The organism is Citrobacter sp. Ce119, from assembly GCF_030334525.1.
GTDB classification, from domain to species: domain Bacteria; phylum Pseudomonadota; class Gammaproteobacteria; order Enterobacterales; family Enterobacteriaceae; genus Citrobacter; species Citrobacter europaeus.
Window position 1 is genome coordinate 18,598 of the sequence record NZ_JAOWDR010000039.1, and the last position, 12,117, is coordinate 30,714.

At 53.8% G+C, this 12,117-nt stretch carries 11 protein-coding genes; 4 read left to right on the forward strand and 7 right to left on the reverse strand.

The genetic code is table 11. The annotated features are described in order from the left end of the window. Nucleotides 1-4: 4 nt before the first annotated feature. Both rmuC and udp read right to left on the reverse strand, forming a co-directional pair. On the reverse strand, nt 5-1,435 hold the full coding sequence (gene rmuC, locus OGV80_RS03690; protein WP_087052392.1) for a DNA recombination protein RmuC: 1,431 nt from the start codon (nt 1,433-1,435) through the stop codon (nt 5-7). Nucleotides 1,436-1,576: 141 nt separating this feature from the next. Continuing rightward, nucleotides 1,577-2,338: a uridine phosphorylase gene (udp, locus tag OGV80_RS03695; protein WP_003828923.1), complete on the reverse strand. Its 762-nt coding sequence runs from the start codon at nt 2,336-2,338 to the stop codon at nt 1,577-1,579. A 265-nt stretch (nt 2,339-2,603) separates the two neighbouring features. On the opposite strand from udp, the gene OGV80_RS03700 reads away from it, so the two are divergent. Then, entirely contained in the window at nt 2,604-3,410 is an 807-nt protein-coding gene (locus tag OGV80_RS03700) for a dienelactone hydrolase family protein (protein ID WP_040230086.1), read from the forward strand. A 96-nt stretch (nt 3,411-3,506) separates the two neighbouring features. On the opposite strand, the gene metE is transcribed toward OGV80_RS03700, so the two are convergent. Further along, complete coding sequence (gene metE, locus OGV80_RS03705; protein WP_087052393.1) at nt 3,507-5,768, reverse strand: 5-methyltetrahydropteroyltriglutamate--homocysteine S-methyltransferase; 2,262 nt, start codon at nt 5,766-5,768, stop codon at nt 3,507-3,509. A gap of 235 nt (nt 5,769-6,003) precedes the next feature. On the opposite strand from metE, the gene metR reads away from it, so the two are divergent. Then, nucleotides 6,004-6,957, forward strand: a complete 954-nt coding sequence (gene metR, locus OGV80_RS03710) for an HTH-type transcriptional regulator MetR (protein ID WP_043018995.1) — start codon at nt 6,004-6,006, stop codon at nt 6,955-6,957. Here metR and OGV80_RS03715 read toward each other — a convergent pair. The 3 genes from OGV80_RS03715 to pldB all read right to left on the reverse strand — a co-directional run bounded on the left by OGV80_RS03715 (nt 6,845) and on the right by pldB (nt 9,657). Beyond that, nucleotides 6,845-7,744, reverse strand: a complete 900-nt coding sequence (locus OGV80_RS03715; protein WP_016157852.1) for a carboxylate/amino acid/amine transporter — start codon at nt 7,742-7,744, stop codon at nt 6,845-6,847. The genes metR and OGV80_RS03715 overlap by 113 nt on opposite strands. Nucleotides 7,745-7,824: 80 nt before the next feature. Further along, nucleotides 7,825-8,625: a sugar/pyridoxal phosphate phosphatase YigL gene (yigL, locus tag OGV80_RS03720; protein WP_087052394.1), complete on the reverse strand. Its 801-nt coding sequence runs from the start codon at nt 8,623-8,625 to the stop codon at nt 7,825-7,827. 15 nt (nt 8,626-8,640) lie between these two features. Next, the gene (gene pldB, locus OGV80_RS03725; protein WP_043018994.1) at nt 8,641-9,657 is read right to left on the reverse strand and encodes a lysophospholipase L2; all 1,017 of its coding nucleotides are present in this window, start codon (nt 9,655-9,657) and stop codon (nt 8,641-8,643) included. 110 nt (nt 9,658-9,767) lie between these two features. Between pldB and rhtB the strand changes: the two genes are divergently transcribed. Together rhtB and OGV80_RS03735 are read left to right on the forward strand one after the other, a co-directional pair. Beyond that, nucleotides 9,768-10,388, forward strand: coding sequence for a homoserine/homoserine lactone efflux protein (gene rhtB, locus OGV80_RS03730; protein WP_003828938.1), 621 nt, complete (start codon nt 9,768-9,770; stop codon nt 10,386-10,388). A gap of 162 nt (nt 10,389-10,550) precedes the next feature. Further along, the gene (locus OGV80_RS03735) at nt 10,551-11,435 is read left to right on the forward strand and encodes an Rpn family recombination-promoting nuclease/putative transposase (RefSeq protein ID WP_286513741.1); all 885 of its coding nucleotides are present in this window, start codon (nt 10,551-10,553) and stop codon (nt 11,433-11,435) included. A 38-nt stretch (nt 11,436-11,473) separates the two neighbouring features. Here the strand turns inward: OGV80_RS03735 and rhtC are convergent, their stop codons facing one another. Further along, nucleotides 11,474-12,094 (reverse strand): threonine export protein RhtC, encoded by a 621-nt coding sequence (rhtC, locus tag OGV80_RS03740; RefSeq protein WP_003828942.1) that lies wholly within the window; start codon nt 12,092-12,094, stop codon nt 11,474-11,476. Nucleotides 12,095-12,117: the final 23 nt, after the last annotated feature.

The following is a 12,117-nucleotide window of genomic DNA, read 5'->3' on the forward strand; positions in this document are numbered from 1 at the left end:
CGAACTAGTTTGATTGCTGATTTACCGCTTCATCATCAGGGTAAGGTTCATCCTGTTGCGTCTCAGGGACCGAGCGCAAGCGGTATTCTTCATCCTGCGTAGTGGCTTGTTCAGCCAGCTCAGGATTAATCTCGCGCTTAATTTCTACACCTAAACTGCGAAACGCTTCTGCCTGCGACAGGACGTTTCCACGGCCTGAAGAAAGTTTTTTCATCGCCTGTCGGTAGTTATCCTGGGCTTTATCCAGGCTTTGGCCAATTGCCGACATATCATCCACAAACAATCGCATCTTGTCATAAAGTTTGCTGGCCCGATCGGCAATTTGTTGCGCATTACGACTCTGATGCTCGTAGCGCCACAGGTTGGCGATCGTGCGCAACGCCACCAACAGCGTGGTAGGGCTCACCAGCATAATGTTATTTCTAAGCGCTTCGGTAATCAGTTCGGGCTGTCTGTCGAGGGCCAGTAAAAAAGCAGGCTCAACGGGGATAAACATCAGCACATAGTCAAGCGTGCGCAGCCCCGGGAGCTGCTGATAGTCTTTGCGCCCCAGCAAACGAATATGGTTTCGCACCGAGGCAATGTGCTCCTGCAACGCGCTCTCGCGGGTGTATTCATCTTCAGCGTTAAAATAGCGTTCATAGGCGACCAGCGTCATTTTCGCATCGATCACCACATCTTTACCCTGCGGCAGCCGGACGATGACATCAGGCTGCATCCGCGAACGGGCGTCGTTCTCGATACTGACCTGGGTTTCGTATTCATAGCCTTCGCGCAGACCAGAAGCCTCAAGCACCCGCGTGAGTACGACCTCACCCCAGTTGCCCTGCGTTTTGTTATCGCCTTTTAATGCCCGCGTCAGGTTTACCGCTTCCTGCGCCATCTGCGCGTTCAGTTGCTGTAGATTACGAATTTCGTGCGCCAGGGTATGGCGCTCCTGCGCCTCTTTACCAAAGCTATCCTGAACCTGACGTCGAAAACCGTCCAGTTGTTCGCGAAGCGGTGCCAGCAGGCTGTTCAGACTTTGCCGGTTTTGCTCATCTACGCGACGGTTACTGTGCTCAAAAATACGGTTCGCCAGATTTTCAAACTGTTCGCTCAGCCGCTGTTCGCTGTTGATCATCTGGCGGATTTTATCTTCCGCATGCTGCTGCGTCGCTTCCAGCCGGGTGGTGACTTCACGGAGATCGGCTTCGAGAGAGGTGTTGATGCTGTGCAGGCTGCGCAATTCGTTATTGAGGAGTTCGCACTCATCACGCCAGTGAGCTTCCTGAGAAAGCTGCTGGCGGGCGGCGCTTAGCGCAATATCTATTTCACGTCGCTCTTCGATGAGGTCGGCACGGATCCTGTCGGCGTGCGCTTTTGTTGCGAGCCATCCCACCAACAACCCTGCGGCTAACGCCAGCACGGCACTCATCATAATTGAAATATCCACAACGCTCCCCTTACAGCAACGACTTACCCGCACAAAATAGAATTGTGCTGTATAAACGTCCAGTTTAAAAGGAATTTCCTGCGAGGCACTACGCAAAATAAAAAGGCCGAACGCGTCGGCCTTTTTGAATAGACGGGAGAATTACAGTAAACGACGCGCGGCTTCCACCACGATTTTCACCGCGTGGCTTTCCGTTTGTTTCATCGTTTCCGCATTAGGGATCTCTTGCTGAGTACGGTTCACGATAACACCCGCAACCATACCGGCACGCAGACCCTGGCTTGCGCACATGGTCAGCAACGTCGCAGATTCCATTTCGTAGTTCATGACGCCCATAGACTGCCACTCTTCCATTGAGCCTTTGAAACGGCTCACGACGCGACCAGAGAAGGTGTCATAACGCTCCTGTCCCGGATAGAAGGTGTCAGAAGACGCGGTAACGCCCACGTGAGTGGTAGCGCCGATAGATTTCGCTGCTTCCACCAGCGCGGTGGTGCACTCGAAGTCCGCAACGGCCGGGAATTCCATTGGCGCGAAATGCAGGCTTGCACCGTCCAGACGAACAGATGCAGTGGTAACCAGTACATCACCCACGTTGATATGCGGCTGGATAGCGCCAGTCGTACCGATACGCAGGAAGGTACGAATGCCCAGTTGTGCCAGTTCTTCTACGGCAATAGAGGTGGACGGGCCGCCGATACCGGTAGAGCACACGATCACGGCTTTACCATCCAGCTCAGCACGCCAGGTAGTGAACTCGCGATGAGATGCCAGCTTAACCGGCTTATCCATCAGCGCGGCGATCTTTTCCACACGCTCCGGGTCGCCAGGGACGATAGCAAGCGTAGCCCCTTGTAAATCGTTCTTAGTGAGGCCGAGATGAAAAACATCAGACTTAGACATAAAAACTCCTCTGTGAATCGGTTTTGTCAGAAGAAGCAAAAACACACTTTACCGAAGGCATAAACATATTTTCGTGACAGTCATCACTATGATGTAAATCAATTGCATTCAATTACCATAAAATAGTGATGAATATCACATAAACGATGCGATGTAAGGAAGCCTTGCACAAAAGATAGACCGTTTAAGGCAATGTGGTTCGTTGCATGTGTCTATAGTTAACAATGCGCTTTTTGGCTGAATATTTAAGGGTACGGAGAATACCATGACAACACGACAATCTGGCTTTGCACCTGCTGTATCTCCACCGACGTCTACCACGGTCCACACTCCGGATAACGCAATTATCGCCGGGGTAACGTCCATACCGTCACAAGGCGATGATATGCCAGCGTATCACGCACGACCAAAACAGACCGATGGCCCCCTGCCCGTGGTTATTGTCGTGCAGGAAATTTTTGGCATTCATGAACACATTCGTGACGTTTGCCGCCGTCTGGCTCTGGAAGGGTATCTGGCTATCGCTCCAGAACTCTATTTTCGCGAAGGCGATCCCAATGACTTTGCCGATATCCCTACGCTACTCAGTGGCCTTGTCGCCAAAGTGCCTGACTCTCAGGTACTGGCCGATCTGGACCACGTCGCCAGCTGGGCCTCCCGCAACGGAGGAGATGCGCACCAGTTGATGATCACCGGATTCTGCTGGGGTGGACGCATCACCTGGCTGTATGCCGCACATAATCCGCAGTTAAAAGCGGCGGTGGCGTGGTACGGCAAGCTGGTAGGTGATAAAACCCTCAACTCGCCGAAACATCCCGTTGATATCGCGACCGATCTTAACGCCCCCGTTCTGGGACTGTATGGCGGCCAGGACACCAGTATTCCGCAAGATACCGTTGAAACAATGCGTCAGGCGCTGCGCGCCGCCAATGCAAAAGCGGAAATCGTAGTGTATCCCGATGCCGGACATGCTTTTAACGCCGATTATCGCCCGAGCTATCACGAAGAGTCCGCGAAAGACGGCTGGCAGAGGATGCTGGAGTGGTTCGCGCAATACGGCGGGAAGAAATAAACGTTAATTGCCCGGTGGCGGCAACACCTTACCGGGCCTACAACTGTTGCGATTTCCAATAACCCGGGCAAGCGCCAGCGCTTCCCGGGCACCGAATTACGCCTGACGCAGATTTTGCGCTGCTTTGACCATGTTCGCCAGCGCCGCCCGCGTTTCCGGCCAGCCGCGCGTTTTCAGGCCGCAATCCGGGTTCACCCACAGACGCTCAGCCGGAATACGCTGCTCGGCTTTCTTCAGCAGGGCTTCAATCCACTCCACGCTCGGGACGTTCGGCGAGTGAATATCGTATACGCCCGGCCCGATTTCGTTCGGATAGTCGAACTCTTCAAACGATTCCAGCAGTTCCATATCAGAGCGTGACGTCTCAATGGTGATCACGTCCGCGTCCAGCGCCGCAATGGAGTCCATGATGTCATTGAACTCGCAATAACACATGTGGGTGTGGATCTGGGTTTCATCCTTCGCCACCGCCGCGTTAATGCGGAAGGCTTCCACGCCCCACTCCAGATACGCTGCCCAGTCGCTGCGGCGCAGCGGCAGACCTTCGCGCAGCGCCGGTTCATCAATCTGGATGATGCCAATACCCGCCGCTTCCAAATCCGCTACCTCGTCACGCAGCGCCAGCGCAATCTGCTTAGCGATGGTTTCACGCGTCACGTCTTCACGCGGGAATGACCAGCAGAGAATGGTCACCGGACCCGTCAGCATGCCTTTTACCGGTTTGTCGGTCAGCGACTGGGCATACTTCGCCCACTCAACGGTGATCGCTTCCGGGCGGCTGACATCGCCAATCACCACCGGCGGCTTCACGCAGCGAGAGCCGTAGCTCTGCACCCAACCGTTTTGGGTAAAGACGAAACCGTCCAGGTGTTCGCCAAAGTACTCGACCATGTCGTTACGCTCGGCTTCACCGTGCACCAGCACATCGAGCCCCAAACGTTCCTGTTCAACGATCGCTTGTTTGATATGTTCTGCGATACCGGTGCGGTAGTTACCGGCATCCAGGTTGCCCTTTTTGAAGTCCAGACGCAGACCACGAATTTCGGTGGTTTGCGGGAATGAGCCGATAGTCGTGGTCGGCCATGCCGGCAGATTAAAACGGGCACGCTGTGCCTCGGCACGAACTGGATAAGCGTTGGCGCGCTGGCTGTCCTGGGCGGCGATCGCCGCCAGACGTTTTTCCACTGCGGCGTTGTGTACGCGGGTAGAGTGACGACGCGCCTGGATCGGTGCGCTCCATTCCACAATTGCCGCCGTATCGCCGCTGTTCAACGCATCGCGCAGCAGCGCCAGCTCGCCACATTTTTGCAGCGCGAAGGCAAACCAGCTCTTCACTTCTGCATCAAGGCGAGTTTCCACGCTGAGATCGATTGGGCTGTGCAGCAGAGAGCAGGAGGAAGCCACCCACAGGTCACGTTTCCCGACGATATCTTTAATTTGCGCATATTTTTCGCTGAGATCGGCACGCCAGACGTTGCGACCGTTCACCAGACCCGCTGACAGCAGCCAGTCGGCAGGCAGACGTTTATGCAGCTCGGCGACATCATCTTTGCCGTGCACGAAGTCAACGTGCAGCCCCTGCACCGGCAGCGCGGTAATGGTATCCAGGTTTGGCGTTACGCCTTCGAAGTAGGTGGTCAGTAGCAGCTTCACCTGGCCTTGCAGGGCGTCATAAGCCGGTTTAAAAGCATCCAGCCACGCTTGCGGCAGCTCCAGTACCAGAGCAGGTTCATCAATCTGCACCCACTCAATACCGCGTTTCGCCAACTCAGCCAGCACCTGCTGGTAAACCGGCAGAATATCGTTCAACAGGCTCAGGCGGTCAAACTGTTCGCCCTTCACTTTCCCCAGCCACAGATAAGTTACCGGTCCCAACAGCACAGGCTTCACCTTGTGACCGAGCGCCAGCGCTTCGTCCACTTCATCCAGCAGTTGGGTCCAGGTCAGTTTGAACTGCTGACCTTTGGTGAACTCGGGCACCATGTAGTGATAGTTGGTGTTAAACCATTTGGTCATTTCTGCCGCCGCCGCGGGTTCACCCGTTGGTGCGCGGCCACGACCAATGCGGAATAAGGTGTCGATATCGACAGAGCCATCTTTATTTTGATGACGAGCCGGAACGTTGCCGAGCAACAGACTGGTGGTCAGGACGTGATCGTACCAGGCAAAATCGCCCACCGGCAGCAGGTCAACCCCCGCCTGCTTTTGCTGCTCCCAGTGGCGGGCACGCAGCTCGCGGCCAACTGTCAGCAAATCTTCACGGGAGGAATTTCCCGCCCAGTAGCTTTCTTGCGCTTTCTTCAACTCGCGACGCAGGCCAACGCGAGGGAAACCGAGGGTGTGATTCAATATTGTCATTTTTCTTCCTCTAATTATATGTAAATCCTATGGATTTTGAATTTAGGGAAGGCGGCAAGTTTACTCATCCCCAGGAGCTTACTGAAGTAAGTGACTGAGGTGGGGAAACGAAGCCAACGCACCATAAATTTAAAAGACGAAGGATTTTAGCCGTCCAGATGTTTACACATCCATAATTGGCGGTTACTGTATATTCCTCAAGCGCAATTTGTTCATGCCGAAGTGAAGGACTTTCATGATCGAGATTAAACACCTGAAAACGCTACAGGCGTTGCGGAATAGTGGTTCTCTGGCAGCCGCAGCGGCAACGTTGCATCAGACCCAATCCGCCCTTTCTCACCAGTTCAGCGATCTGGAGCAGCGCCTTGGCTTTCGACTTTTTATCCGTAAAAGCCAGCCTCTGCGCTTTACGCCGCAGGGGGAAATCCTGCTGCAGTTAGCTAATCAGGTGTTGCCGCAAATTGGTCGTGCGCTGCAGGCTTGCAACGAACCACAGCAAACCCGGCTGCGAATCGCGATTGAATGCCACAGCTGTATCCAGTGGCTGACGCCCGCGCTGGAGAATTTTCGTGCCAACTGGCCGCAGGTGGAGATGGACTTTAAATCCGGCGTGACGTTCGATCCGCAACCGGCGCTACAGCAGGACGAGCTGGATCTGGTGTTAACCTCCGACATCCTGCCGCGCAGCGGATTGCACTACTCGCCGATGTTCGATTTTGAAGTCCGTCTGATATTGGCGCCGGACCATCCGCTGGCCAACAAAACGCAAATTACGCCGGAGGATTTAGCCAGCGAGACGCTGCTTATTTACCCGGTGCAACGGAGTCGACTGGATGTCTGGCGACACTTCCTGCAGCCTGCGGGCGTGAGTCCTTCGCTAAAGAGCGTGGATAACACCCTGCTGCTGATTCAGATGGTTGCAGCCAGAATGGGTATTGCGGCTTTACCACACTGGGTGGTGGAGAGTTTTGAACGCCAGGGTCTGGTGGTGACTAAAACTCTGGGCGATGGATTGTGGAGCCGACTGTACGCCGCCGTACGTGATGGCGAGCAGCGACAGCCGGTCACAGAAGCGTTTATTCGCTCAGCGCGGAATCACGCCTGCGATCACCTGCCGTTTGTACGGAGTGCGGAACGACCCACTTTCGATGTACCCACAGTGAGGCCACTATCACAGCCGCCCCAATGATGAAGCTTGGCCAGTGAGGCTGTTGATGCCAGATAGCCAGATTAACCAACAGCCCGGCCGGCACATGCATATTGTTCATGATACCCAGCGTACCCGCATCCACCTGGGTCGCGCCATAGTTCCACATAAAGTAACCAATGCCGGACGCCGCCACGCCAAGAAATACCAGAATTCCCCACTGTAGCGTAGTTGCAGGCATTTTCTGCGCATTACCCAGCATGAACCAGGCAACTACTGCCACCATAAAGGCGCCCATATAAAACCAGGCAAAGGCGTTGTGCTGCGGCATTGGCCGCGTTTCCATCAGACGTTTATAGCCCACCATACCAATGGCAAAGCTGATATTGGACAACTGCACCAGCAGCAGGCCGGTCCAGAAGTGACTGGTCACCTGATCGTAACGAATGATCCCTGCGCCAATCACCGCCAGCAACGCACTGAAGGCATAGCTCCAGCGCAGACGACGTCCACTCATCAGATCGTAAATCAGCGTAATGTAGAGCGGCGTCAGCACGGTAAAGAGCAGCAGTTCTGAAACCGTCAGGTACAGATAGGCGTGAAAACTCAGCATATACATGATACCAAGCTGCATGGCCCCCACCAGCATATACAACGCGATCGTTTTTACGCTGTGACCACGGGTACGTAGAAACGGCAGGAACACCAGCGCCGCCAGCCCAACACGCACCAGCACCGCAAAATAGCTATCGACATGACCGGCAAGGTACTCGCCAAACAGGCTAAAGGAAAAGGCCCACAGAATTGTGGTAATGATGAGTAACGCCACAATGGATGTCTCTTAACAGAAGGTACACCCATTGTAGCGAAGTTTTTAGTTGACGACTGGTCAACTAACGAACAACAAAGTTATTGCAAAAACAGCTCACGCAGATAGTGCGGGACGGCATCGTCGGCATTAAGACCAATGACTTCCAGTTCCGGGTGCAGATCCTTCAGGCGCTGGTGGGCGTTGCCCATGACGCAGCCTTTACCTGCCATGGAGAGCATTTCCGCGTCGTTCATCCCATCGCCAAAAGCGATGCAGTCTTTCAGGCTGTAGCCCATCGCTTTCGCTACCGCTTCCAGCGCATGACCTTTCGATACGCCGCCAGCCATGACTTCCAGACAGGTAAGCGTAGAAAAGCTGACGTTGACACGATCGCCCCAGCGGGCGTTAATCGCCTGCTCCAGCGGCAGCAGCCTTTCGTGAGAATCGGTGGTGAAGAACACTTTGCTGACGCCTTCAGGCTCCAGTAACGCAGGTTCAAACAGGGAATAGTTAAATACCGCTTCTTTAAAAAAGCGCATTTCGTCCGGCCGGTGGCGGTTCATAAACCACTCATCATCGCGATAAACGTTGGTCACGATGTCCGGATTTGCATTCACTACGCCAAACAGGTCGCTGGCAATGTCGCGATCCAGATTATGCGAAAACACCAGATTCCCGTCAGAATCATGCACGCGCGCGCCGTTAGACGTGATCATGTAGGTTTTAATGCCGAGGTTATCGCGAATTTGCCCCACATCAACATGATGACGGCCTGTCGCAAACACGAAGTTAACGCCGCGAGCGGTCAATAACTTCAGCGTCTCTTTGGCATAAGGGGACAAAGTATGGTCGGGAGAAAGCAGCGTACCGTCTAAATCAGACGCAACAACCTGATACATAAGAAAATTCAACCTCTAGGCAAAGCGGGTTCCGCTGGATGAGTTATGCTTGTCGAAGAATTCGACAATAGCGTTAAGCGCGACTGAGCGCATTGCGTCCTTTTCAAAAAGGATCTCATGGTACGCGCCTTTGATGACAAGCGGCTGACCCCCTTCTACAGGATGGCCTGCTGCGGCGCGGAGTTCACAAAAACGATCGTGCATGCGGTTATCTACCACCCGCTCTTCTTCAGCCTGAATCAGCAGCGTCGGCGTCGCGTCGTCTCCTGCTCCGGCCAGAACCTGTTCGCCTGCCAGAATACCTTCACGAACCCAGTGGTAGGTGGGGCCGCCAACGCGCAGTCGCGGCTCATCCGCATAGAAGCGCAGATTGCGCCGATAGCGCTGTCGACTATGCGTTAACGCATTCATACCGAATGGCAGCGCCCGCCAGCGCCCGGTTCCCATCGCATAGCCTTCGCGGATCCGCGGATGCCCTTCAGCCCAGTCCAGAATATGGCGCACCATCCAGTCGGGAAAGCGCATCACAATACCAAACATCGGCGCACAAAGCGCGATAGCATCACACTGATTCGGGTGGCGCTGCAGGAACAATGTGGCAATCGCACCGCCCATAGAATGCGCCAGTATATAGCGTTTTCTCCACGGACCGGGTAGCACTTCCTGCTGCCAGAAGGCGGTTAAATCATCGACATAGTCATTAAAGTTATCGACATGACCACGATGCGGATCCGAAAGCATACGCCCGGAACGGCCCTGCCCACGGTGATCGATAATGAGGACGTCAAAACCAGAGTGAAACAGGTCATACGCCAGTTCAGCGTATTTCACGTAGCTTTCAATGCGTCCAGGACAGACGACGATGACGCGATCGTTTTTTTCTGCATGAAAACGAACAAAATGTACGGGGATATTATCCACGCCCGTAAATTCCGCTTCTTCCCGCTGACGCCAGAAATCTGTCAGTGGCCCCATGGAAAAAGCAGCAAACGCGTTTTCTCTTGTTTCCCAGTCTTTTTGCTGCTGAAACATCGGGTATCCAGCCTCGCTGACCAAGTAAAATCGTTTTTTTCGCCGTCGCTGGCACAACCTAACGGCAGTAGAGTATTGTGGCATAAAAATAGACAATCCGGGAGTTTCTCATGACCTTTGAATGGTGGTTCGCCTACCTGCTGACCTCTATTATTTTGAGCTTGTCTCCAGGCTCTGGCGCAATCAACACCATGACCACCGCCATCAGTCACGGCTATCGCGGTGCAAGCGCGTCGATTGCGGGTTTACAGACCGGGTTGGGCATTCATATCGTTCTGGTTGGCGTAGGACTGGGAACGCTATTCTCACGTTCGGTGATCGCATTTGAGGTGCTGAAGTGGGCGGGAGCGGCCTATCTGATTTGGCTGGGTATCCAGCAGTGGCGCGCGGCGGGCGCTATCGATCTGAATACCATGGCGAATACGCAATCGCGCAGCCGCCTGTTCAAACGTGCGGTCTTTGTTAATTTGACCAACCCCAAAAGCATTGTTTTTCTTGCCGCTCTGTTCCCGCAGTTTATCCTGCCGCAGGAACCGCAGCTGATGCAATACGTGGTGCTTGGCGTTACGACCATCGTGGTCGATATCATTGTGATGATCGGTTACGCGACGCTGGCCACGCGCATTGCAGGCTGGATTAAAGGACCAAAGCAAATGAAGGCGCTCAACAAAGTGTTTGGCTCGCTATTTATGCTGATAGGCGCTCTGCTGGCATCGGCAAGGCATGCCTAGCAAATGGAACGGCGCTCGCAATGAAATGCTAACTGTAAGAGCGTCTGAACATGACTGTTCGTACTTCGCCGCAAAGGGAGAAAAGTCTTTCATTCTGCACTGTTAGACGTTGATTGCTAATGCCAGAATGCTGCCACATTCACCACTCACGGATGATGGACGATGGCGGAAGCAACGACACCACATGATTCAGTATTTAAGACCTTCCTCTCCCGCGTGGAAACCGCGCGGGACTTTATTGAACTTCATCTTCCACCCTCGTTAATCAAAATCTGCAAGCTGGAAACGCTCCGCCAGGAATCAGGCAGCTTTGTGGAGGACGATCTGCGCCCCTATTTCAGCGATATTCTCTACTCACTGGAAACCACCAGCGGGCATGGCTATGTACATGTGCTCATTGAGCATCAAAGCTCACCGGACAAACATATGTCATTTCGCCTGATGCGCTACGCTATCGCCGCGATGCAACGTCATCTTGAGGCGGGAAACGACACATTACCGCTGGTTATTCCTGTGCTCTTTTACCATGGCAAGCAAAGCCCCTGGCAAGGTTCGATGAACTGGCTGGATCACTTTGAGGATTCGGGTACTGCCCTTCAACTTTACAGCGCACCGTTCCCGTTGGTGGATGTGACGGTTATTCCAGATGATGAGATCATGCAGCATCGCAGTATGGCAGCGCTGACATTAGTACAAAAACACATTCGCCAGCGCGACATGGCGCAGCTGCTGGATAAACTTACCCGTCTGTTTATGCTGGAGAAGATGAGCGGACAACAAATAACCGTGCTGGTAAACTACATGGTGCAAGCAGGGAATACACAAGATGTTCAGACATTATTGTATAAGCTGGCACAGCGTGTGCCGCAGCATGAAGACAAACTGATGACAATGGCGGATCAACTAAAACAGATAGGCCGTGAAGAAGGGAGGCGCCTTGCCCTTACTGATGTAGCAAAAGCAATGCTCAAACGGGGTCTCGATACCGATGCGATTATGGAAATGACCGGCCTTTCGAAGGATGAACTACAGAAACTTGCGCAATAAACTGCATTCCGCCTGGGACACCCAGGCGGGTAACAAATCTAGCGCGAAATAATCAGATGGATACCGAAGCCTGCAAACAGCGCGCCGGCAAAACCATCAATCCACTTCGCCAGACGCTGATAGCCACGACGCATTTTCGGCAGTGCAAACAGGCTGGCGACCACGGTAAACCACGCCAGTGTTTCCACGATGATCAGGGCAAAGATCCCCCAGCGCGCGCCCGTGCCCACGTTGTCGCCAACGAACAATGAGAATACGGAGCCAAAATAGATAATGGCTTTCGGGTTCGCCAGATTGGTCAGCAGACCTTTCAAAAAGCTGCGTCCGCTCTGCGCCAGCTCCACCTGCGGAGTGGGAGCCGCAACATCCTGTTTTTTAAACGCGCCGCGCAGCATCTGGTAACCCATCCAGCACAGATACAGACCGCCGCCCACCATGATAATGGTATGCAACCAGGCCATTTTTTCGATAATCAGATGCAGGCCAAGCAGCGCCACGCCAGCCCAGACCATGACGCCACAGGTAATACCCAGCACGCCCATCATGGCTTCTTTGCGCGAACGGCTAACGGCCGTTTGAGAAACAAAGAAAAAATCGGGACCGGGACTCATCAGCGCAACGATATGCACCAACGCAACGGTGAAAAATAGCGTTAACATAACAATGACTCGCGGGGGAATAG